Here is a 21,562-nt window from a genome sequence, read left to right as displayed (position 1 = left end):
ACGGCGTCAATCGGTCGTGCGCAGCCGGAAGATCCGTTCGGCGTTGCGGCGGGCCGTCTCGGCGACCAGTGCCTCGGGCTCCCCGCGGGTCGCGGCGACCCCGCGCACGGTCCACGGCAGCACGTAGGGCTCGTTGGCCCGGCCGCGGTGCGGGTGCGGGGTGAGGAACGGCGCGTCGGTCTCCACGAGGTACTGACCGGCGGGGACGAGGGCCGCCGCGGCGCGCAGCTCGTCGTTGCGCTTGAAGGTGACCGGGCCGGCGAAGGACAGGACGTACCCGGCGTCGGCGCACTCCCGCGCCATCGCGGCGTCCCCGGAGAAGCAGTGGAAGACCACCGTCTCCGGGGCGCCCTCCTCGCGCAGGATCCGCAGGACGTCGGTGTGGGCGTCCCGGTCGTGGATCATCAGCGGCTTGCCGGTGCGCTTGGCCAGCCCGATGTGCCAGCGGAACGCGTCCTGCTGCGCGGCGGGCGGGCTGTGGTCCCAGTAGTAGTCCAGGCCGGTCTCGCCGATCGACACGACACGCTCGTCGGCGGCCAGCCGCTCGATCTCGGCGAGATCTCCGGCGGTGACCCGCGCCGTCCGGGTGGGGTGCAGCGCGACGGCCGCCCACACCCGGTCGTCGGCGTGCGCGGCCCGGACCGCGGACCGGGCGCCGTCGAGGTCGTCGGCGACGGTGACCGCGCCGACGACGCCGACCGCCGCTGCCCGGTCCATCGCGGCGACGACGTCGGCGTCGGTCTCGCAGCCGCAGGCGTCGAGGTGGGTGTGGCTGTCGATCGTGGGTGCGGCGAGCGGTTCGGGCGGCTCGGGGCGGGGACGCCGGCCCGCCGGTGGCCGGTCCGCGTCCCCGCCCGTCGCGGAGCTCACTTCTGGACCGGGGCCCACTCCGGCCCGGTCTCCCCCAGCTCGGGCGCGAGCTTGGCGATGATCGGCGACGGCTTGGCCAGCGGACGCCCCACCTCGATCGGCGAGGAGCCCCAGTGGGCCTGCTCGGCCGCGTAGTCACCGGTGAGGACCGGGTAGGCGGGGCCGTCGCCGAGGTCGTCGACGGTCGTCTTCTCCGGCTGCGCGGCCCACACCCCGGTGCCGCCGAGCGCCTCGTGCACCTTCTGCGCGGCGTGCGGCAGGAACGGGGTGAGCAGCGTGTTGGCGTCCTGCACGACCTGCAGCGCGGTGTGCAGGATCGTGTCCCGGCGCTCCGGGTCGTCCTTGCGCTTCCACGGCTCCTGGTCGGACAGGTACCGGTTCGCCGCGGTGACCACGCGCATCGCCTCGCCCGCGGCCTGCTTGAACCGGTTCCGGGCGAGCAGCCCGCCGACGGTGTCGAACCCGGCCCGGGAGTACGCGAGCAGCTCGGCGTCGGCCTGCCGGGGCGCCGTCGGGGTCGGGATCGCACCCACGTTCTTGTGGGCCATCGAGATGGAGCGGTTGACCAGGTTGCCCCACTCGTTGGCCAGTTCGAAGTTGACCCGGCGGACGAACTCGTCCCAGGTGAAGTCGACGTCCTGGCTCTCCGGCCCGGCGACGGCGATGTGGTAGCGCAATGCGTCCGGACCGAACTCGCGCAGGAAGTCCCCGACGTAGATCACGGTCCCGCGGCTGGTCGAGAACTTCGACCCGCTCATCGTCAGGTACTCCGAGGACACGACCTCGCTGGGCAGGTCCAGCGTCCCGTAGGGCCCGGGCTCGCCGCCGCGGTCGCCCGCGCCGTTCTGCCCGAGCAGGATCGCCGGCCACATCACCGAGTGGAAGGTGATGTTGTCCTTGCCCATGAAGTAGAAGGCCTCGGCGGCCGGGTCGGTCCACCACTGCTTCCACGCGTCCGGGTCCGGGCCGCGGCGGGCCCACTCCACCGAGGCGGACAGGTAGCCGATGACGGCGTCGAACCAGACGTAGATCTTCTTGAGCGGGTTGTCCGACCAGACGTCGAGCGGGACGGGCACGCCCCACTCCAGGTCCCGCGTGATGGCGCGCGGCTTGAGGTTCTCCACCAGGTTCGCGGAGAACCTGAGCACGTTGGGCCGCCAGTCGGTGCGGGTCGACAGCCAGCTGCCGAGCGCCTCGGAGAAGGCGGGCAGGTCGAGGAAGAAGTGCTCGGTCTCGACGAACTTCGGGGTCTCCCCGTTGATCCGCGAGCGCGGGTTCTTGAGGTCGGCCGGGTCGAGCTGGTTGCCGCAGTTGTCGCACTGGTCGCCGCGGGCGCCGTCGTAGCCGCAGATCGGGCAGGTGCCCTCGATGTAGCGGTCGGGCAGCGTGCGGCCGGTGGACGGGCTGATCGCGCCCAGCTGGGTCTTCGGGACGACGTAGCCGTTCTTGTACAGCGCGGTGAACATGTCCTGCACCACGCGGTAGTGGTTCGACGTCGTGGTGCGGGTGAACAGGTCGTAGCTCAGCCCGAGACCCTGCAGGTCGTCGGTGATCACGTCGTTGTACTTGTCGGCGAGCTGGCGCGGGGTCAGCCCCTCGGCGTCGGCCTGGACCTGGATCGGGGTGCCGTGCTCGTCGGTGCCGGACACCATCAGCACCCGGTCCCCCGCCATCCGCCGGTACCGGGCGAACACGTCGGAGGGCACACCGAAGCCGGACACGTGGCCGATGTGCCGGGGGCCGTTGGCGTAGGGCCACGCCACGGCGGTCAGCACGGCTTTGCTCATGCCCTCCAGCGTATTCATCGCCGCCAACGCCTTCTGCGGCGGCACATCACCAAAGATGGTGATAGGGCCCGGAAACCGGGGCCACCCGCCCGGCCGGTGCCATAGTGACGCCCATGGAGCGGGGTGAACGGGACCGCGAGGCCCTCCTCGACGCGGCCCTGCAGCAGTGGGTGGACGGCGGCTGGTCCGCCGTCGACCCCGGAGCCGCCGCGGAGCGGGCCGGGCTGCCCGCCTCGGCCGCGGCGGAGTTCGCCTCGGGCGTCGAGCTCGGGTGTGCGGTGTTCGACCACGTCGTCGACGAGCGCGCCGCCGCCACGATGGCCGCGGTGCAGTCGGCGGCCCCGAACCCGGCCGCCCAGATCCGGGCCGCCCTCACCGCGTGGTTCGACGACGTCGACCGCGACCCGCGACGGGTGGTCGCGCTGATCGACGCGGTCGGCTGCCCGGAGCTGGTGGCGCGCCGGCGCAGCGCCAACCGCGGCTTCGCCGAACTCATGGTCGCCGGCGCCGCCGACAGCCGGATCGAGCCCGACGACCTGCGCGTCGCCGGGCACTTCTGCCTCGGTGGGATGGGCGAGACCGTGCTCGCCTGGCTGGACCCGGAGAGCCCGGTCACCCGGGAGCAGGCCCTGGAGCACGGGGCCCGGCTCTACGAGGCGTGCCTGTTCACCCGCTGAGCCTCACCCCAGCGCCCGGTCCAGGTTGATCGCCGAGCTGATCAGCGACAGGTGCGTGAACGCCTGCGGGAAGTTGCCCAGCTGCTCCCCGGTCAGGCCGATCTCCTCGGCGTAGAGGCCCAGGTGGTTGCCGTAGGAGAACATCTTCTCCAGCGCGATCCGGGCCTGCTCCAGCCACCCGGCCCTGGTCATCGCCTCGACGTTCCAGAACGAGCACATCGAGAACGTCCCCTCCTCGCCGTCGAGGCCGTCGGGCGAGTCCTCGACGTCATAGCGGAACACCAGGGTGTCGACCACGAGGTCGTCGTTGATCGCGTCCAGGGTGGCGAGGAACCGCGGTTCGGTGGGTGCGCAGAACTTCACCATCGGCATGAGCAGGACCGACGCGTCCAGCGTGCGGGCGCCGTAGCGCTGCACGAACGACCCGCGCGGTCCCACGTCCGGGTCCCAGCCGCGGTCCATGATCTGGTGGTAGATCTCGTCGCGGGTGGTGGTCCAGGCCCCCACGTCGCCGGGCAGTCCCCGCCGGCGCGCCATCCGGATCATCCGCTCGACCGCGACCCAGCACATCAGCCGGGGGAACACGTGGTCCTGGCGTCCCGCCCGGGTCTCCCAGATCCCCTCGTCGGGTGAGTCCCAGTGCTCGCGCAGCCAGTCCAGGATCGTGCACAGGTGGGACCAGTCCGCGTGACCGACGCCGTCGCCGTACTTGTCGTAGAGGTAGACCGAGTCGATGATCTCGCCGTAGATGTCGAGCTGCAGCTGCGCGGACGCGCCGTTGCCGGCCAGCACCGGGCGCGAGCCGCGGTAGCCCTCGAGGTGGTCGAGCTCCACCTCGTCGGGGGTCTCGTCGCCGTCGATCGTGTACATCACGCGCAGCGGGCCCTGCTCACCGTCGCGGGTGGAGCCGAACCGCCCGGACAGCCACCCGATGAACGCCCCGGCCTCCTCGGTGAACCCGAGCCGCAGCAGGGCGTAGAGGGTGAACGCGGCGTCGCGCATCCACACGTAGCGGTAGTCCCAGTTGCGCTCGCCGCCGAGCTGCTCGGGCAGCCCCATCGTCGGCGACGCGATCACCGCCCCGGTCGGCTCGTGGGTGAGCAGCTTCAGGGTGAGCGCCGAGCGGTGCACCCGTTCGCGCCACCGCCCCGTGTACGACGAGTGCGCCAGCCAGTCCTTCCAGAACGCGACCGTCCCGGTGAACAGCTCCTCCGCGGCGTCGTCGCAGGCCGTGGGCTCGTCGGTCGCGTCGACCTCCAGCACGAACACCTCGGTGCGGCCCTCGGCGGTGCGGAACTCCGCGCCCGCCGCGTGGTCGGTGACCTCCAGCTCCACCGACGACGTCAGGTCCAGCGTCACGCCGCTGCCGGTGAACCGGATGCCCGCCCCGGCGGTCTCCACCTTCGGTGTCTCCCGGGCGTAGTCGGGCCGGGGCACGACCTCGACCGTCATCGGCACCGAGCCGCGGACGCCGGTGACCCGGCGGACCAGGCGCTGGCGGTGGTCCGGGTCGTGCGGGCCCAGCAACGACATGAAGTCCTGCACCTCGACGATGCCGTCGGAGGTGAGGAAGCGGGTGATGAGGATGTTGGAGTCGGGGTAGTAGAACTGCTGCTGGCTGGCGAGCTCGGTCCCGTCGACGCACGGCGCGAGCCGCCAGTGCCCACCGCGGCCGGCGTCGAGCAGCGAGGCGAACACGCTGGGTGCGTCGAACCGGCCGGGGCAGAACCAGTCGACCGTGCCGTCGGTGCCGACCAGCGCCGCCGAACGCAGGTCCCCGACGATGCCGTGCTCGGCGATCGGCAGGTAGTCGTCGGAACGGGTGGGGCTCACTCCGGCACCCGCCAGCCGCGCGGGCCGGGCAGGTCGAGCGCGTCCTGCGGGCCCCAGGACCCGTCGGCGTAGGTCTGCGTCCGCGGCGGGTCGGCGAGCACCGGGTCGCACAGCTCCCAGAGCCGCTCGACCTCCTCGGTCGAGGTGAACAGCGTGCGGTCGCCCTTCATGACGTCCAGGAGCAGCCGCTCGTAGGCCTCCAGCGCGTCGTCGGGGTCGCCGATCCCGTCGAGGTCGAGCCGCATCCGCCCGCGTCCGACCTTCAGCTCCGGGCCGGGGACCTTCGCCCGCACGTCGAGCTCGGCGGTGACCTGGTCGGCCAGCTCGACGACCAGCTCGGTCGGCGCGCTGCCGGTGGCGGCGCCGGTGAACGAGCCGCCCGGGAACATCGTCAGCGCCGGCTCGTCGAAACCGATGGTGACGGTGCGCCGGGTCGCCCCCATCCGCTTCCCGGTGCGCAGGAAGAACGGGACCCCGAACCAGCGCCAGTTGTCCACGTAGGTCTCCAGCGCGACGAAGGTCTCGGCGGTCGAGTCGTCGGCGACGCCCTCCTCGTCGCGGTAGGAGGCGTACTGGCCGAACACCACCCGCGACGGGTCGAGCGGGCGGATCGAGTGGAAGACCTTCGCCTTCTCCGCGTGCAGCGCGTCCGGCGCGATCTCGTACGGCGGCTCCAGCGCCACGAAGCCCAGGATCTGGAACAGGTGGGTGGAGATCATGTCCCGGAACGTGCCGGTGGACTCTATGAACGACGCCCGGCCCTCGATCCCGATCTCCTCGGGCACGTCGATCTGCACGTAGCGGATGTTCTGCCGGTTCCACACCGGCTCGAACAGGCCGTTGGCGAAGCGCAGGGCGAGCACGTTCTGCAGCGACTCCTTGCCCAGGAAGTGGTCGATGCGGAAGATGTCCTGCTCGTCGTAGACCTCCTTGAGGCCCGCGTTGAGCTCCCGGGCCGACTCCAGGTCGGTGCCGAACGGCTTCTCCAGCACCAGCCGGGAGCGCTCGGCGATCCCGGTCTCCCCGAGCATCGCGACCATCGGGGTCATCGCGGCCGGCGGGACGGAGAGGTAGACGAGCCGGCGCACGTCGGCGTCGTCGCCGCCGAGCTCCTTCTCCGCGGCGCGCACGGCGTCGGCCAGGTCGGCACCGTCCTCGGCGTCGGAGACGACGAAGCTCAGCCGCGGGGCGAACGCGTCCCAGCCGGTGTCGTCGGGCAGGGCGTCGCGGATGCGGTCGCGGAACTCGTCGTCGGAACCGGGCGAGTGCCGCCCGGACCCGATCACCCGGAAGTCCTCGGGCAGCAGTCCCTCGTTGCGCAGGTGGAGCAGGCCCGGGAAGAGCTTGCGCTTCGCCAGGTCGCCGGTGGCGCCGAACAGCACGATCACGTGCGGGGGCAGGTCCGAAGGCATGGTCTCCGGCTACCCCCGGCCGGACCCGCTCATTCGGCGGTGCCGGTCACGAGCGTGTTTCCACCGGCAGGCGTGCGCGGCGTACCGTTGCGGGGGTGAACGTCGACGTGACGCCGCTGCCCGGGATCGGGGTGCGGAAGGAGATCGAGCTGCGCAGCGGCCGCCGGGTCGGGGTCATCGCGCACCGCGACGGGAAGATCGACCTGATCCTCTCCCGTGCCGACGACCCGGACGCCTGCGTCGCGGAGCTGCCGCTGACCACCGAGGAGGCGGGCGCACTGGCGAACCTGCTCGGCGCCCCGCAGCTGGTCAACCAGCTCAAGGACGAGCACGCGGACCTGCCGGGCATCACCACCCGCAAGATGCCGATCAAGCTCAACAGCCCGTTCGACGGCCGTCCGCTCGGCGACACCGCGCTGCGCACCCGCACCCAGGTCTCGGTCGTCGCGATCATGCGCGCGGGCCAGGTGATCCCGTCGCCGACGCCGGCCCACGTGCTGGCGGCCGGGGACATCGTGATCGCCGTCGGGACGGCCGAGAAGCTGGAGCAGGCCGCCGACATCCTCGCGCGCGGCTGAGGCCGCCCCGGTAGCCGTGGACCACACCGCACTCGAACTGCTCGAACTCGGCGCCGTCTTCTTCGGGCTCGGACTGCTCGGCAGGCTCGCCCAGCGGATCGGTCTGTCCCCCATCCCGCTCTACCTGCTCGGCGGACTCGCGTTCGGGGCGGGCGGGGTCGTCCCGCTGGGCGACATCGGCGACTTCACCTCGCTGGCAGGCGAGGTCGGCGTCGTGCTGTTGCTCCTGCTGCTCGGGCTGGAGTACTCCGCGGTCGAGCTCGTCACCGGGCTGCGCCGGTCCTGGACCGCGGGGATCGTCGACATCGTGCTCAACGCGGCACCCGGCGTCGCGGTCGCGCTGGTCCTGGGGTGGGGCGCGGTCGGGGCGATGGTGCTGGGCGGAGTCACCTACATCTCCTCCTCCGGGATCGTCGCGAAGGTCCTGTCCGACCTGGGCAGGCTCGGCAACCGGGAGACGCCGGTGGTGCTGTCGGTGCTCGTGTTCGAGGACCTCGTCATGGCGCTGTACCTGCCGATCCTCACCGCGCTGCTGCTCGGCGTGACGCTGTGGGGCGGGGTCGGTGCGGTCGCGGTGTCGCTCGCGGTGATCTCGGTGGTGCTCGTCGTCGCGCTGCGCTACGGCCGCTACGTCTCGGCGGTCGTCGACTCCGACGACCGCGAGGTCTTCCTGCTCAAGGTGCTCGGTGCCGCGCTGCTCGTCGCCGGGTTCGCCCAGGCCATGCAGGTCTCCGCCGCGGTCGGGGCGTTCCTGCTGGGCATCGCGATCTCCGGGTCCACCGCGGAGAACGCCACCAAGCTGCTGGAGCCGCTGCGCGACCTGTTCGCCGCGGTGTTCTTCGTGGTGTTCGGGCTCTCGACCGACCCGCGGGCGATCCCGCCGGTGCTCGGCTGGGCGCTGGTGCTCGTCGTCTCGACCACCGCGACCAAGTACGCCACGGGCTGGTGGGCGGCGAAGCGGGCGCGGATCGGCCGGATGGGCCGGGCGCGCGCCGGGGCGGCACTGATCGCGCGCGGGGAGTTCTCCATCGTCATCGCCGGGCTCGCCGTCGGCTACGCCGCCGTGCCCGCCGAGCTGTCCGCGCTGGCCACGGCGTACGTGCTGATCATGGCGGTGCTGGGCCCGATCGCCGCGCGCTGCGTCGAGCCCGTCATGCGGGCGCTCCCGACGCGCACGCCCGCGACCGCCTGACGGCGCGCCCGTCCCGGCCCGCCGGCGCACCCCGGACGGGCGTCCTCGCACCGGCCGCGACGGGTGCGACGGCCGCCCGCGGGGTGCGGCGTCAGTCCCGTGCGGCGAGGGTGGCGTTGTAGAGGTCGCGCTTGGGCACCCCCGCGGCCTCCGCCACGGCGGCCACGGCGTCCTTGAGGCGCTCGCCGTCGTCGGTGCGCTCGCGCACGGCGTCGACCAGGGACTCCACCGGCGGGGCCTCGCGGGCCTCGGCACCGGCCAGCACCACGGTCACCTCACCGAGCACGTCCCCGGAGACCGCCCACTCGTGCAGCTCGCCCAGCGTGCCGCGGACGACCTGCTCGTGGGTCTTGGTCAGCTCCCGGCAGACCGCGGCGCGGCGGTCGGCGCCCAGCACCGCGACGGCGTCGGCGAGGGTGTCCGCGGTGCGCCGCGGCGACTCGAAGAACACCACCGCACGGCGCTCGTCGCGCAGGGTCTCCAGCCAGCGCCGGCGCTCACCGGAGCGCCGCGGGGGGAAGCCGTCGAAGCAGAACCGCTCGCACGGCAGCCCGGACAGCACCAGCGCCGTCGTCACCGCGGACGGTCCGGGGGCGCAGGTGACCGGCAGGTCCTCGGCGGCGGCCGCGGCGACCAGCCGGTATCCGGGATCGGAGACCGCGGGCATCCCGGCGTCGGAGACGACGAGCACGGTGGCGCCGTCGCGGACCGCGGACAGCAGGCCGGGCAGCCGCTCGGCCTCGACGGCGTCGTAGTGGCTCACGATCCGGCCCGTGTAGGTGACCGGCAGCGCCGCGGCGAGGTGCCGGAACCGGCGGGTGTCCTCGGCGGCGATCACGTCCGCGGTGGCGATGAGCTCCCGCAGCCGCGGCGACGCGTCCCGCGGATCGCCCAGCGGGGTCGCGGCCAGGACCAGACGACCGGTCGTCGGGGCCGTGTCGGGCGTGGAGTCGGGGGCGGGAGTCACGCGGGCCAGCCTACGATCGGACGCGATGGCCACCACGAGCGCCGATCCCGGGAGCCGGGTCGCCGGAGCGGCACCCGAGCCCGGCCTGATCCCGCGGGGCACCCCGCCCACGCTGCGCCGCGCCGATCCCGGCCCGGCCGCGCGGCTCGGTGCGCCGCCGCCGTCGGACCGGCTGCGTGGATGGCTGGTCACCGCGGGGGTCGTGCTGGTCGCGGCGCTGCTGCGCTTCTACGACCTCGGCGAGCCCACCGACCGCGGGACGCCCGTCTTCGACGAGAAGCACTACGTCCCGCAGGCGTGGGACATGGTCCGCAACGGCGGGGTGGAGAGCAACCCCGGCTACGAGAAGATCGTCCACCCACCGCTGGCGAAACAGCTGATCGCGCTGGGTCAGATGGTGTTCGGCTACGACGGCGTCGGCTGGCGGGTCTCGGCCGCGCTGGCCGGGGTGCTCACGGTCCTGCTGGTCGTCCGCGCAGGCCGTCGGCTGACCCGCTCGACCGCGCTCGGTGGGCTGGCGGGGCTGCTGCTGTGCGCGGACGGGCTGTCGCACGTGCAGTCGCGGATGGGGATGCTCGACGTCTTCTCCGCGCTGTTCGTGGTGGCCGCGTTCGCCGCGCTGCTCGCCGACCGCGACGACGTCCGCTCCCGGATGGCGCGGGTCGTCGCCGAGGGGCGGGTCGCCGAGACCGTCTGGGGCCCGCGGTGGGGGGTGCGCTGGTGGCGGCTCGCCGCGGGCGTCTCGCTCGGCCTGGCGTCGGCGGTGAAGTGGAACGGCGCCTACTACGTCGCCGCGTTCGGGCTGCTCTGTGTGCTGTGGGACGTGTCGGTGCGCCGCCGTGCGGGGGTCGCCCGTCCGTGGGTGGGCACGATGGTCCGCGACGTCGCCCCTGCGCTGTGGGCGCTCGTGCTGATCCCGGTGCTGACCTACGTCGGGTCCTGGTGGGCGTGGTTCGGCAGCGAGACCGGGATCGACCGGCACCAGGTCGGCCGGGAGATCGGGACCGGCGGCGCGTTCGCCTGGGTGCCCGACGCGCTCCGCTCGCTCTGGTACTACCACGGCCAGGCCCTGGCCTTCCACGAGAACCTGACGACCCGGTCCGCGGGGGCGCACCCCTGGGAGTCGAAGCCCTGGACGTGGCCGATGGGGCTGCGCCCGATGCTCTACCGCTACGCCGACGACGCCACCGGCTGCGGGGAGACCGAGTGCGTCTCGGCGGTCATGCTGATCGGCACCCCGGCGCTGTGGTGGCCGGCGATCCCGGTGCTGCTGTGGGGGCTGTGGCGGGCGGTGACCCGGGTCGACTGGCGCTGGACGGCGGTGCTCGTCGGCTACGGCGCCGGGTTCCTCCCGTGGTTCCTCAACCTCGACCGGCAGATGTACTTCTTCTACATGATGCCGGTGGTGCCGTTCCTGGTCCTGGGCGTCGTGCTGGCGATGGGGCAGATGCTGGGCCACTCCCGGATGAGCGCACGCCGGCGGCGGAACGGGTTGCTCGTCGTCGCGACGTGGGTGGCGCTGATCGGGGTCAACTTCGTGTGGCTGTGGCCGATCCTGGTCGGTGACCCGATCACCGCGGCGCACTGGCAGGCCGAGCTGTGGCTCCCGTCCTGGCGCTGACGGCTGCTCCGTGCGGGTGACCTCCGGAACCCGCGCCGACCGCGCGACGACCAACCCGGCGTGAGCCCCGTACTCCGCCGCCTCGCGGTCGCCCTCCCCGCCGTGCTGCTCGCCCTCCTCGTCGGGGCCTCGCCGGCCTGGGCGCACACCGAGCTCGAGTCCAGCAGTCCCGCCGCGAACGCGCAGGTCGGCACCGCGCCGACATCGGTGTCGCTGACCTTCTCCGAGGAGATCGCGGCCGCCGACGCCACCGTCTCGGTGACCGGCCCCGGCGGCACCGACTACGCGGCGGGCCCCGCCACCGGCGACGGCGCCACCCTCACCGTGCCGCTGCGCCCGCTCGGTGCGGCCGGCGGCTACACGATCACCTACCGGGTGGTCTCCGACGACGGCCACCCCGTCTCGGGCACGGTGCCGTTCACCCTCACCTCCCCCGGGCCGGGCGCGGCCGCCGCGACCCCGGGGCGCACCTCCGCGGCTGCGACCGCCGCCGAGCCCGAGGCCGCGCCGCAGACCGTCCCCACCGCGGCCGACGACGGCGGCCCGCCGGTCTGGCCGTGGGGCGTGGCGGCCGTCGTGGTGATCGGGGCCGGGGCGGCGTTCGCGCTGCGCCGGTCGCGGGGCTGACCATCGCCGGTTCCGTCCACGGCGACGGCGTCCCGGCCGACGGCATCCCGCCAGACGGTGTGCCGGGCGACGGTGTGCCGGGCGACGGTGGCGCCGGGACGCCGGGCGGCCGGGTGCGCGAGCCCGCTCCGGCCGTCGCCGGGTGGGGTGCCGTGCTGCTCGGGGCTGCGGTCGTCGTCGCCGTGGTCACCCGCGGGATCGGGCCGGACGGGGTCGCCGCGGACCTCGCGCAGACCCTGGCACGGGCCGCGGCCGACCTCCTCGCAGTCGTCGCGGCGGGGGCGGCACTGGCCGTGCTGCTCGCCCCCGGCCGGACGCCGGGTGCCGACCGGGTGCTGACCGCCGCCGCCCCGCTGTGGTCGGCCGTGCTGGTGGCGGAGACGTTCGTCCGCGGCGCGCTGGTGTCCGGTCGGAGGCTCACCGAGGTCCGCGGACCGGACGTGCTGGAGTTCCTGACCGGGCCCCGCGCCGGGACCGGTCAGCTCGTCGCGGTGGCCGCGGCGCTGGCGTTGGCCGGGGTCGCCGGGTCGCGGCCCGCGCGGCCGGGCACCGGGCCGGGGCCCGCCGCGCTCGCGCTGGTGCTGGTCGTCGTCGCAGCGGCGGCCCCGGTGGCGACCGGGCACACCGCGGCGTCCACGGTCGCCTGGTTCGCGGTGCCCGCGGTCGTCGTGCACGTCGCGGCGGCGCTGCTGTGGCTCGGCGGGCTGGGCGCGGTGCTGGTCACCGCTCGCGACACGGACGTGCTCGCGGTCGCGCTGCCGCGGTTCTCCCGGCTCGCGCTCGGCGCCGTGGTGGCGTTGGGGGTGTCCGGGGCGCTGGCCGCCACCGCACGGCTCTCCGCACCCGTCGAGCTGGTCACGACCGCCTACGGCGCGGTCGTGGCCACCAAGGTCGTGTTGCTCGCGGTCGCCGCCGCGCTCGGTGGCATCACCCGGTCCCGGCTGCGGGCAGGGCGGCTCCCGGTGCTGGTGTGGGCCGCAGTGGAGGTGCTGGTGCTGGCCGGGGCGACCGGGGTGGCCGCCACGCTCACCCACACCGCCTGAGCGGTCAGCGGGTCGTCGCGGCGGCGAGCTGCGGCTCCAGCTGGTCGATCGCGTACAGCAACGCGTCCGGGCCGCCGTAGGACAACGCGCCGCCCAGCGGGTCGGAGAACGTCGTGTAGAGCGTGCGGCCCTCGCGGACGACGTCGAGTCGGGCGAACGGCACCGACGCCGTCATCTGCTGCTCGGTCGCGCCGTTGACGAACAGCACGTCGCGGTCGAGCAGGTCCAGCCGCTCCTCGCTGACGTCCCCGGAGTGCTCCTGCGTCGCGAAGCCGAGCGCGTCGAACAGCGCGCGCCGCGGGTCGCCGGCCGGGATCAGGTAGTGCCCGCCGTTCTCCGGCCCGAAGTCCTCGACGAGCACCTTCCCGGCGAACGACGGGTGGGCCGCGCGGACCGCGGCGATCCGGTCACGAATTCCGGCCGCACGCCGCTCGGCGAGGTCCTCCCGGCCGATGGCCTTGCCCGTGGTGAGCAGCTGCACGTCCCACGGGGTCTTCTCCGGCGGGTACGCGGAGGACTGCACGACGGTCGGCGCGATCGCGGACAGCTTCCGGTACATGTCCTCGTCGATGTCCTCGTAGATCGCGATGATGACGTCCGGCCGGCTCGCGGCGACGGCCTCCAGGTCGATGCCGTCCTCACCGGACCGCGGGACCTCGGCCCCCTTCGTCACGGCCCGCACCCACGGGAAGCTCCAGTAGGCGTCGAACCACGAGCGGGTCATGACGGGGACGACCCCGAGCCCCAGCACGAAGTCCTGGTCGTTCCAGCCGACCGTGGCGACGCGCTCGGCCTGCGCCGGAACCGTCGTGGTGCCGTAGCGGTGCTCGATCGTCGCCCCGGTGGGTGCCGCGGCGGGTGCGGCGGGTCCACCGCACCCCGCCAGGACGACGGCGACCAGCACCGTCGCGATCAGTCCGCCCAGTCGTGCCCGTGCCCGCACCATTGCGCCACCTCCACGGCGGCGTCCCTCGCCGGCGCCGTCGTACCCCATCAGGTGAGGTTAGGCTCATCAATAGTCCGGGCGGGTGATGTCCCTGCGCATGCGCAGCGACCACAGCCCGTCGGCCACGTCGGAGGTGTGCATCGGGACGCGGTCGTGCTCGACGAAGCCACGGGCCCGGTAGAACGGGATGCCCAGGTCGTTGCCCTCGGCGACGCTCACCCACATCTCGGTCGCGCCGTGGCCGCGCAGCTGCCCGGTGACGTGGTCGAGCAGCCGGGTGCCGATCCCCTCGCCCCGGCGGTCCGGGTCGAGGTAGAGGACGTAGAGCTCGCCGACCCACTCGCCCGTGACCGCTCCGCCTGCCGCGCCGACCACGGAGCCGGTCTCCTCGGCGACCACGTAGCCCAGCCAGTGCGGCGGGGCCGGGACCGTCTCGGCGCGGACCCGCGCCTCGTCGTAGAAGCGGGCGACGACGTCGTCGACGAACGACTCCGGCAGCAGGTCCCGGTAGGTGGCCCGGTAGGCCCGGGTGCACACGTCGGCGATGCCGGGAGCGTCGGCCGGCACGGCGGCACGGACGGTGGGTGCGGACGGGGCGACCATGCGGCGACCGTAGCCCGCGACGCCGTACGGCCGGACCCCGTCGGGCCCGGCCTTCTGGCGGTGGGTCGTCGTCCGCGGCTACGAGGCCTGCGGTCGGTCGGGGTCGGGATCGGCGCTTCCGGTCGACCCGATCAGGGTCCAGTCGTGCTTGCGCGCGAACTCCCGGAACTCCTCGGAATCGATTTCCATCGCGTCACCCTTGGCCTGGAGCTCGACCATGTCTTCGATGAAGTGCTCGAAACCTCCGGGAACCGAGATCTGCAGAACACGCGGCACGGTCTCCCCCACCGGCTTGATCGCATGGGGAACCCCGGCCGGCAGGAACATGAAGCTGCCCGGGCCGACCTCGTGCCGCTCGTCGTCGAAGGTCACCCGGAGGGTGCCGTCCAACAGGAAGAAGAGTTCGTCGGCGGTCTCATGGATGTGGAGCGGGAGTTCGTGACCCACCGACACCTCGAGGACCGAGTACTGGCCGTCGGTGTGAGCCGCGCCCGCCTTGAGCAGGTAGAGCGGTGCGATGTCGACGCGGGTCTCCAGGGCCTCGCCCGGCCCGAGCTTGATGAACCGAGCCTTCTTCGAGGATCGATCGGCGTTGACCCGTCCGGCATTCATCCAGGGAACTCTCTTTCTCGTGACGGGCGGCTTCAGAGGCCGTACGGGCCGAAGCGGCTCCAGGCCACCAGCACGGCGAGGACCAGCAGGACGGCGTTGAAGCCGATCGCGGAGAACCAGGGCCCCCTCCCGGCCGAGGCCGAGGGCGATGGCCCGGCCGATGCCGCGACTGGATCCGGTGACGAGGGCGGTCTTGCCGCTGAGCGTGCTGGTCATGCTGGTGTCCTCGCGGTCCTCGGGAGGTGGGGTGCCGGTTGCTGTCAGGTCACTCCGGTCCGGCGTCGCGATCGACGGACGGCGCATCCGAGCTCGGAGCGCTGTTGCGCATGAGGCGGATGTGGATCACGGAGTGGGTCAGCGGCGTGCGTTCCAGACCAGGGGCGCCTGGCGGATCCAGGCGTCGTCCTCGACGGTCTGGACGAGGAACCGGGCGAGGTCGGCGCGGTTGATCGTCGTGCCGGGCTTCTCGGTGCCGGCCTCGGCCGCTCGCACGGGACCGGAGGCGGGCTTGTCGGTCAGGGCGACGGCGCGAGCCAGGGTCCAGTCGACGTCGGACGAGGCGCGCACGACCTGGTCGACGCCGGTGTGGTCGTCGAAGCCCACCTTGACGTTCGACAGCGTGATGAACGCCTTGACCAGCGGGTTGAGCCGGGCCCAGTCGTCGCCCGCGCCCTGGGTGGAGGTCAGCACGATGCGGCGGATGCCCTGCTCGCCCATGACGGTGAGGGTGTCGCGGGCGGCGTCGGTCATGAACGTCGGCGGGCTGACCGGCTTGGCCCACGGGTTGTCGGACGCGCGGGCGTTGTTCAGCACGCTGATCACCGCCTCGGTGCCTTTCGCGGCCCGGCGGATGTCGTCGATGTTCGCGGGGGTGCCCTGGACCAGCTCGACGCCGGCCGGCGCCCGCACCGCGTCGGGGTTGCGGACCAGCGCGCGGACGAGGTGGCCGCGCCGGGCCGCGTGCTCCAGCACGTGGGCGCCGGTGCGGCCGCTGCCGCCGAGGACCAGCAGGGTGCTCATGGTGATCGCAGTGCCTTTCGAGGAGTGCAGGGGTGGAGTTCAGGGGTGGATCAGGCGCGCTCGGGGACGGCGCAGCCGTCCGGCCCGCAGACCGGGGCATCGCCGCCGGCGGTGGCGAGGGTCAGGGGGTGGCTGTCGTCCCAGGCCGTGCGCAGCAGCTCGAGGAGGCTGTCGCTGTCCTGGGCGCCGGGCACGCCGTAACGGCCGTCGACGACGATGAACGGCGCACCGGTCGCCCCCAGGCGCTGGGCGCGGGCCGCGTCGTCGCGGACCTGCCGGCGGTAGCGGCGGTCGGTCAGGGCCTGGCGGGTCTGCTCGCGGTCCAGGCCGAGCTCGTCGGACAGACCCAGCAGGTCCTCCAGGGAGAAGACCGGCTCGGCCCTGCCGAAGTAGGTCCCGAAGATCAGGTCCCAGGCCTCGCGGTTGCAGCCCTGGGCGCTGGCGTGGGCGAGGAACTCGTGCGCCAGATCGGTGTTGCCGACCTCGTTGTCCAACACCCGGTAGGGGGTCAGGCCCTCGCTCTCGGCGAGCTTCTCGATCCGCCGGGTCGAGGCCTCGGCCCGGTCGCCGCCGATACCGTGCTGGCGGAGCAGGGCCTCACGGACGGAGAAGGTGCGCCCCTCCGGGAAGCTGCCGCCGAGCGGGAACGAGTGATGGACCAGGTCCACCTCGTCCGCGTGTTCGAACCGCTCGATGGCCCTGGCCACCCGGTGGTTCCCCAGCCCGCACCACGGGCAGGTCACATCGGACCAGATCTCCACCTTCATCACGCGCCTCCATTACTTACGACTTGTGCGTAACGCCATGATGGACCAGCATGGGAGGCGATACAAAAGGCACATCGGTGTGCGTGCCGGAGAGGAATGTGCGTCATGGAGACGACCGCGGAACGAGAGACGGCGGCAGGAGCGGCGGCGATCGGGCCGTGTGCGGCCATTCCTGCCGAACACATGGACTTCATCCGCCAGACCCTCGACCGCGTCGGCGACAAGTGGAGCCTGCTGATCATCGCGGTCCTGCAGTCAGGACCACTGCGCTACACCGACCTGCAACGACAGGTCCCCGGCATCTCCCAGCGCATGCTCACCCTCACCCTGCGCCAGCTCCACCAGGACGGCCTGATCACCCGCACCGCCTACGCCGAGGTCCCCCCGCGCGTCGAGTACGCCCTCGCCCCGCTGGGGCACGGCCTCCACGAGATCGTCACGTCGCTGATCGGCTGGGCTGCCGACCACCACGACGAGATCCGCGCCAACCGCGAACGCGCCGCGACGGCCGGACGATGACCACCGGGCGAGCCGCCACGGACAGGACGCGATTCGCGGGTTGCCGACCGGGAGACCGTCCCGACTCGTGAGCGCCACCGTGTCCTGGTGCGCGGCGGCCGGGTCGGCATCACCGATGTCGTCATCCGATCAGGACGGGGTCCGGTCACGACCAGCTAGGGTCTCGTCGTGTCACTCCGCATTTCCAGCGTCCTGAGCGCGTGGGCCGCAAGCGATGACATGCACGCCCCGAACCCGCCTGCCCCGCACGACCGAGTGGCCGCGGTGGAACACGCGATTCACCGCGAGCTCCCGTCGGCGTTCCACGAGCTGTACGCCTTGAGCGACGGGAGCCAGTGATCAGATCCGAATGGTAGTCGTACGGCAGATGATCGAGCTCTCAAGGCTGGCATCATCAATGCTGTTCAAGAACTTCGCCACGACTTGGCGCACCTGAGGGACTGCGGCGTGGAGTGCTGCACGTCGCTCCGTGAACGACGCAGGGAAGAGGCCGTGCTTGATAAACTACTGGGCATTGTAGAGCTCAATTACGTCAGTCACGACGATATTACTTCAGTACGTCCGAAACCTTCAGGAAGCTCGACAGGGTCTTCCACCTGACAATACGCACCGTAGTCGTTGACGCCATAGACCTTTAGCCTTCGATCAGACGGAGACCCGGCGGACTCATCCGTACTCACGATGTCAACGCCCGGACTTCCGATTCGAGCTGTAGGTTTCCTTGCTCACCAAGCTGGTTCATGTACCGCTCCGCGTCCGCTTTCAAGTTCGCGTCACCAGATGTGATAGCAGCAGCCAATATCTGCGGAACCGCGTCACGCATAAGACCATAGCTCGTGAGACCATCCTCGTCCTGGACAGCGAGCAGCAAGCGAAGCACATCGAAAGCCGCATGGGGATCTAGGGACGCCGAGGACCCCAGCTCCTCGCTGATCATGTATCGCTGCCTACCAAGCGTAGGATCGAGCGACGCCACTTCCTTGAGTCTTGGCAGCCACCAGCCAGTTTCAAACTTCCCGCTCTTGACCACCCAGTAGAAGCCGCTCAGCTCCTCCTTGTCGGCAGGATGCTCCCGCACATGTTCAAGCCTGTTGTCCCACAAGGTGGCGAATTTGTCACGAATTCCCGACGAAACCTCGTCTGCACGCATGAAACGCCAGGCTACATGTCCCATCGCTCCACCCCGCACGTCAACTGGCGCCTCGGAGAAGAAGACCGTCACTACTGGATCGTCAAGAGTCTGTTCGCCACGAATGACTGCTTCGACGAGCCAGCCCCCAATTTCCTGAAGCGGATCGGTTTCCGTTCGCCATCCCACTGCGACTGCCTCAGTCGACCTGATTGCTCCGATCATGGCAGGACCAAGCAATTCGAGCAACTGCTTGTGGTGCCGATGAGTCGCTACTGCAACGCTGAGTGCAAATTGCTGATTCCTGCTTGAGTCTTCCTCAGCGCCAAACCAATCCCCGCGCCGCAACTCGACCCACTCCTGGTCAGCAATGAAGAGTCGGGCCAACCCCTCACCCAGCACGGCGCGGGATGCCCCGTACGGGTCATCTCTGGCGAGCTCGTCCTCAAACGCGGAACGAGCTGCCTCGAACCAGCCCGTCTCAGACCCATGCGCTATTAGATGAGTGAGACCACGCAGCCAGACTGGCCAGCGCCAGTTGAGCGATAGGGTCAGCGCATCCATGCTGCTGTCTTTAGCGCCGACGACATACCGCGAGAATTCCGTCTTATCGTTGGCGGCCCCAAGAAGAAGCTCAGCAACCTGATTCAGAATACTTACCGGTACCAGTACGTTGCTGCCTTCATCTCGCTTCTTTGCGAGCTCCTCAAGAAGCCCCACAACGGCTTCCTTCGCTGGCCGAAAGTCCAGATCCTCATCAAATCTTCCCCCTTCGGCCGGAAATCCAGACTCATCACTGTGTGCAAGAATCTGGCGCGCCGTCAAGAGCACTTGCTCCCAATTCAGCGTCAGACCCGCTTTAACTGCCGCTTCCCAGCCCTGCATAATGCTCCGCAGGTACGTAGGGCGTAGCCGATCTACGAGACCCTCAACGCCAGCGATCGCGTCTGGGCTCGTAGTCAAGAGCGCGGCGACACTCCGGCCTTGACCCTCATGCGACGGCTCAGGCCCAAACCCATTGCCAGTATCGTGCCAGCTTTCCAGATGAGCCACCAGCTCGTTGGGACTCATTAACGACATCTCGTCCTGAGTGATCGGACTATTTGGCCCCGTCCAAGAAGTGATCGTGCTCGACGGCTCTCGTGGCGACTCAATTACTCCAAGCCGAGCGTCCAGCTCAGCTAGCCTGTCACGCAACTCAGCAGGTAATGCGTCGCTGCCTATCGCCGCAAGCCACCGGTGCATCCAAGCGTCTTGGTACTGCAAGACGCTCTTGTTGATGGCGGCCGGATCGTCGGTCTCGCGTGCGAGCCACTCACGGAGACGTTCGTCGTCTAGTCGCGCACAAGCCAAGTCGAGCGCAGTGGCAAGCTTCTCAAGAGAGTCGGGACGTCGCTTAGCGAATGCCCGTGCAAGATCGGCGTAGTCGATTCGGCATCCTTCAGATAGGGACGGTTCGTCTAGGAGAAGCTCGTACGCTACATCCAACAGGGGAGCCATGCCGGATTCGTCAACGTCCTGCTCGATTGCCTCGCTTAGCGAGAACAGTGCAATCTTTCTAGCCAGAATCATCTTCGTATCGAGAAGCAGCGACCTCGACTTCTGCGGGTCCTGCTTCATTGCCGTTATTGCCAAATCGCGAACTGCATCGATAAGCGCTTGCTCGACATCTTCGTACTCGCGGTCACTTACCCGTATGGAATCTCTCGCGAAGTAGGATATATCCGACTTCTTACTAAAGTGTCCATTGCTACGCTCGAACACCACGAGCCAGGGCAGTACGACAGCAAGGCCCCCACCGCCGAGCTTCTCGACGAGCCGGGGCAACTCGTGCGCGTACCAATATTCCTCCAAAGCTGTGCCAGTCTTGTCGAGGCGCTTGGTCTTCATAGGCTTAAAGAGCAGATTGGCAAACCATATCCCCGCCTCGCGTTGGCCGCCGCTCAGGAGATTCGTGGCGAAGCCGACCAGATGTCTCGGGTCGGTTCTCCAGCCGAAGCCAGTCGACACCCAGAAATTAATCAGAGGGCGCAGCCTCACCGCCTGATCGGCCGGGATCGAAGATCCGACCTCGAACACGGCCCGCTTCACCCAAGCATTATTACTCTTAGTGAGCTTCACCAGCACGTCGACGACATCAACTGGCACCTCATTGGAGACGCGGACAAGATAGTCGATCTCTGGCCAGTAGATGTCCCGGACACTCCCGTCGTCAAGCACTTTTGGCTCAGGGGGATTGGCGAAGGCGCCCTGCTTCGCGAGAGCCTTCACCCATAGAGGATTTTTCAGGCCCTCGAAGAATGCACGTCTGAGCTGGAGGGTGGGGATGCGCCGAAGCACCTCCTTCAGTTGCTCGTCGGTTGGTTCTCGGTATTTCTCCATTTAGCTGCGCTCCTCACCGGTATAGTTAATATCATCAAGAAGATCTCGCACAGTACGAACATTCTCAAAGAACACACCCGCCCGCACCTCGATTACGTCCTCCACAATGCGAATCTTGGTAAGCAGGTCCTCATCGCTTGGCAGATCTCGATGATTTTCGGAGTCGCGGTCGAGATGGGCCCACGAAACAAAGAAGCCATAGGTAGCATTCCATTGCTTCAGCACGGGTACCTTGGCGGTTTCATCCCCGGCCAGCAGAGCGGCCGCATTTCGCGTGTTGCGCCCATCCTCTTTCGCCGCAGTTTTGATCAGAGAGTCAAACGCCTGCGCGACGGCCCTTGGGACGGGGAGAATATCCTGATCCGCAGACAGATCCAGATCCGGATGCTCCGCAAGCAAGCGCGGCAACTTCCTAGTTAGAGAACCCGAGGAAGGATCTGGTCGCGGCTCAAGCTTGTCCAGGATCAGCACTGGAAGGTTGATCATTAGTTCGCGTATGCAATGGCAAATCATGGATACCCGTGCTACTTCAAAGCCGACTTCCGGCTTGCCCCGGAGCAAGTGCAGCGCTGACCGATACATGCCTGCCAATCTGGAGCCCCGCTCTTCCAGGCACTTGGCAACACGCTCTTGCCGCTCGTCTAGCGTCGTGGGCTCCAGCATCACGACATCCCGAGGCAGATGCGTCGCGACGTGTTCCCCTGCCCACATGACAGGAATTCCTGTTCCGGCTCGGGCTGCGATGACACGTAATCGACCTGCACAGACGAAGATCCTCTCGGGCTGGACCGCGGCTACCCCGATATCCTCCCGCACGGCACCGACAGTTCCGGCGACGGCCATCTACGCGGCGCCTCGCTCCTGGCCCGCGTCTGGTGTCACCTCGTCCTCCAGCACCTACACGAACGCCACGCCGGACTTGGCGAACACCCAGCCTCTACGCAGCGGGAAGGAGCGCAAGCACCCGCACTACCTGC

General features: G+C 70.2%; 19 protein-coding genes. 7 read left to right on the top strand and 12 right to left on the bottom strand.

From position 1 onward, the window contains the following. Window positions 1-6 precede the first annotated feature (6 nt). Together Ae717Ps2_RS02150 and metG are read right to left on the bottom strand one after the other, a co-directional pair. Window positions 7-870, bottom strand: coding sequence for a TatD family hydrolase (locus tag Ae717Ps2_RS02150; RefSeq protein ID WP_075308383.1), 864 nt, complete (start codon window positions 868-870; stop codon window positions 7-9). Then, window positions 867-2,657, bottom strand: a complete 1,791-nt coding sequence (gene metG, locus Ae717Ps2_RS02145) for a methionine--tRNA ligase (protein WP_075308385.1) — start codon at window positions 2,655-2,657, stop codon at window positions 867-869. Before metG ends, Ae717Ps2_RS02150 begins: the two co-directional genes overlap by 4 nt. Window positions 2,658-2,770: 113 nt before the next feature. Here metG and Ae717Ps2_RS02140 point away from each other — a divergent pair, with 113 nt between their 5' ends. Further along, on the top strand, window positions 2,771-3,334 hold the full coding sequence (locus Ae717Ps2_RS02140) for a TetR/AcrR family transcriptional regulator (protein WP_075332965.1): 564 nt from the start codon (window positions 2,771-2,773) through the stop codon (window positions 3,332-3,334). A gap of 3 nt (window positions 3,335-3,337) precedes the next feature. Here Ae717Ps2_RS02140 and Ae717Ps2_RS02135 read toward each other — a convergent pair whose 3' ends face one another. Next, a complete protein-coding gene (locus tag Ae717Ps2_RS02135) occupies window positions 3,338-5,167 on the bottom strand; it encodes a glycoside hydrolase family 15 protein (protein ID WP_075332964.1) in 1,830 nt (609 codons plus the stop codon). Next, a complete protein-coding gene (zwf, locus tag Ae717Ps2_RS02130; protein ID WP_075332963.1) occupies window positions 5,164-6,579 on the bottom strand; it encodes a glucose-6-phosphate dehydrogenase in 1,416 nt (471 codons plus the stop codon). Before zwf ends, Ae717Ps2_RS02135 begins: the two co-directional genes overlap by 4 nt. Before the next feature lie 95 nt (window positions 6,580-6,674). Here zwf and Ae717Ps2_RS02125 point away from each other — a divergent pair, with 95 nt between their 5' ends. Together Ae717Ps2_RS02125 and Ae717Ps2_RS02120 are read left to right on the top strand one after the other, a co-directional pair. Then, the gene (locus tag Ae717Ps2_RS02125) at window positions 6,675-7,157 is read left to right on the top strand and encodes a cation:proton antiporter regulatory subunit (RefSeq protein WP_075308392.1); all 483 of its coding nucleotides are present in this window, start codon (window positions 6,675-6,677) and stop codon (window positions 7,155-7,157) included. Window positions 7,158-7,173: 16 nt separating this feature from the next. After that, window positions 7,174-8,349, top strand: coding sequence for a cation:proton antiporter (locus Ae717Ps2_RS02120; protein ID WP_075308394.1), 1,176 nt, complete (start codon window positions 7,174-7,176; stop codon window positions 8,347-8,349). A gap of 91 nt (window positions 8,350-8,440) precedes the next feature. Here the strand turns inward: Ae717Ps2_RS02120 and rsmI are convergent, their stop codons facing one another. After that, window positions 8,441-9,316: a 16S rRNA (cytidine(1402)-2'-O)-methyltransferase gene (gene rsmI, locus Ae717Ps2_RS02115; protein ID WP_075308396.1), complete on the bottom strand. Its 876-nt coding sequence runs from the start codon at window positions 9,314-9,316 to the stop codon at window positions 8,441-8,443. 25 nt (window positions 9,317-9,341) lie between these two features. On the opposite strand from rsmI, the gene Ae717Ps2_RS02110 reads away from it, so the two are divergent. The 3 genes from Ae717Ps2_RS02110 (at window position 9,342) to Ae717Ps2_RS02100 (ending at window position 12,607) form a co-directional block, all read left to right on the top strand. Beyond that, window positions 9,342-10,937 carry a dolichyl-phosphate-mannose--protein mannosyltransferase gene (locus Ae717Ps2_RS02110; RefSeq protein WP_075308398.1) on the top strand — a complete coding sequence of 532 codons (1,596 nt, stop codon included), beginning with the start codon at window positions 9,342-9,344 and terminating at the stop codon, window positions 10,935-10,937. Window positions 10,938-10,997: 60 nt separating this feature from the next. Further along, window positions 10,998-11,564, top strand: a complete 567-nt coding sequence (locus Ae717Ps2_RS02105; protein WP_075308400.1) for a copper resistance CopC family protein — start codon at window positions 10,998-11,000, stop codon at window positions 11,562-11,564. Window positions 11,565-11,638: 74 nt separating this feature from the next. Then, a complete protein-coding gene (locus Ae717Ps2_RS02100; protein WP_158071444.1) occupies window positions 11,639-12,607 on the top strand; it encodes a CopD family protein in 969 nt (322 codons plus the stop codon). Between the two features lie 4 nt (window positions 12,608-12,611). Here Ae717Ps2_RS02100 and Ae717Ps2_RS02095 read toward each other — a convergent pair whose 3' ends face one another. The 5 genes from Ae717Ps2_RS02095 to Ae717Ps2_RS02075 form a co-directional block, all read right to left on the bottom strand. Beyond that, window positions 12,612-13,601, bottom strand: coding sequence for an ABC transporter substrate-binding protein (locus tag Ae717Ps2_RS02095; RefSeq protein WP_233147412.1), 990 nt, complete (start codon window positions 13,599-13,601; stop codon window positions 12,612-12,614). An 18-nt stretch (window positions 13,602-13,619) separates the two neighbouring features. Continuing rightward, on the bottom strand, window positions 13,620-14,156 hold the full coding sequence (locus Ae717Ps2_RS02090) for a GNAT family N-acetyltransferase (RefSeq protein ID WP_075308404.1): 537 nt from the start codon (window positions 14,154-14,156) through the stop codon (window positions 13,620-13,622). A 78-nt stretch (window positions 14,157-14,234) separates the two neighbouring features. Beyond that, window positions 14,235-14,984 carry a cupin domain-containing protein gene (locus Ae717Ps2_RS38050; protein WP_170917033.1) on the bottom strand — a complete coding sequence of 250 codons (750 nt, stop codon included), beginning with the start codon at window positions 14,982-14,984 and terminating at the stop codon, window positions 14,235-14,237. Between the two features lie 138 nt (window positions 14,985-15,122). Beyond that, complete coding sequence (locus Ae717Ps2_RS02080; protein WP_075308407.1) at window positions 15,123-15,788, bottom strand: NAD(P)-dependent oxidoreductase; 666 nt, start codon at window positions 15,786-15,788, stop codon at window positions 15,123-15,125. A 50-nt stretch (window positions 15,789-15,838) separates the two neighbouring features. Continuing rightward, entirely contained in the window at window positions 15,839-16,555 is a 717-nt protein-coding gene (locus Ae717Ps2_RS02075; protein ID WP_075332962.1) for a DsbA family protein, read from the bottom strand. A 105-nt stretch (window positions 16,556-16,660) separates the two neighbouring features. On the opposite strand from Ae717Ps2_RS02075, the gene Ae717Ps2_RS02070 reads away from it, so the two are divergent. Then, window positions 16,661-17,074: a helix-turn-helix domain-containing protein gene (locus Ae717Ps2_RS02070; protein WP_337819612.1), complete on the top strand. Its 414-nt coding sequence runs from the start codon at window positions 16,661-16,663 to the stop codon at window positions 17,072-17,074. A 676-nt stretch (window positions 17,075-17,750) separates the two neighbouring features. Here Ae717Ps2_RS02070 and Ae717Ps2_RS35895 read toward each other — a convergent pair. Both Ae717Ps2_RS35895 and Ae717Ps2_RS35890 read right to left on the bottom strand, forming a co-directional pair. Then, window positions 17,751-20,585, bottom strand: coding sequence for a hypothetical protein (locus Ae717Ps2_RS35895; protein ID WP_143510279.1), 2,835 nt, complete (start codon window positions 20,583-20,585; stop codon window positions 17,751-17,753). After that, window positions 20,586-21,428 carry a hypothetical protein gene (locus Ae717Ps2_RS35890; RefSeq protein ID WP_143510277.1) on the bottom strand — a complete coding sequence of 281 codons (843 nt, stop codon included), beginning with the start codon at window positions 21,426-21,428 and terminating at the stop codon, window positions 20,586-20,588. It abuts the gene before it with no gap. Between the last annotated feature and the right edge of the window lie 134 nt (window positions 21,429-21,562).

This window comes from Pseudonocardia sp. Ae717_Ps2 (assembly GCF_001932475.1).
Taxonomy (GTDB): domain Bacteria; phylum Actinomycetota; class Actinomycetes; order Mycobacteriales; family Pseudonocardiaceae; genus Pseudonocardia.
This window is presented reverse-complemented; position numbering and strand designations above follow the sequence as displayed.

What these genes read in the sequence shown, in the direction of transcription:
- Ae717Ps2_RS02095 (WP_233147412.1), bottom strand. Translation starts at nt 13,601, where the DNA reads ATGGGGTACGACGGCGCCGGCGAGGGACGCCGCCGTGGAGGTGGCGCA.
- Ae717Ps2_RS02070 (WP_337819612.1), top strand. Translation starts at nt 16,661, where the DNA reads ATGGAGACGACCGCGGAACGAGAGACGGCGGCAGGAGCGGCGGCGATC.
- Ae717Ps2_RS02140 (WP_075332965.1), top strand. Translation starts at nt 2,771, where the DNA reads ATGGAGCGGGGTGAACGGGACCGCGAGGCCCTCCTCGACGCGGCCCTG.
- Ae717Ps2_RS35895 (WP_143510279.1), bottom strand. Translation starts at nt 20,585, where the DNA reads ATGGAGAAATACCGAGAACCAACCGACGAGCAACTGAAGGAGGTGCTT.
- Ae717Ps2_RS38050 (WP_170917033.1), bottom strand. Translation starts at nt 14,984, where the DNA reads ATGACCAGCACGCTCAGCGGCAAGACCGCCCTCGTCACCGGATCCAGT.
- zwf (WP_075332963.1), bottom strand. Translation starts at nt 6,579, where the DNA reads ATGCCTTCGGACCTGCCCCCGCACGTGATCGTGCTGTTCGGCGCCACC.
- Ae717Ps2_RS02090 (WP_075308404.1), bottom strand. Translation starts at nt 14,156, where the DNA reads ATGGTCGCCCCGTCCGCACCCACCGTCCGTGCCGCCGTGCCGGCCGAC.
- Ae717Ps2_RS02075 (WP_075332962.1), bottom strand. Translation starts at nt 16,555, where the DNA reads ATGAAGGTGGAGATCTGGTCCGATGTGACCTGCCCGTGGTGCGGGCTG.
- Ae717Ps2_RS02080 (WP_075308407.1), bottom strand. Translation starts at nt 15,788, where the DNA reads ATGAGCACCCTGCTGGTCCTCGGCGGCAGCGGCCGCACCGGCGCCCAC.
- metG (WP_075308385.1), bottom strand. Translation starts at nt 2,657, where the DNA reads ATGAGCAAAGCCGTGCTGACCGCCGTGGCGTGGCCCTACGCCAACGGC.
- Ae717Ps2_RS35890 (WP_143510277.1), bottom strand. Translation starts at nt 21,428, where the DNA reads ATGGCCGTCGCCGGAACTGTCGGTGCCGTGCGGGAGGATATCGGGGTA.
- Ae717Ps2_RS02110 (WP_075308398.1), top strand. Translation starts at nt 9,342, where the DNA reads ATGGCCACCACGAGCGCCGATCCCGGGAGCCGGGTCGCCGGAGCGGCA.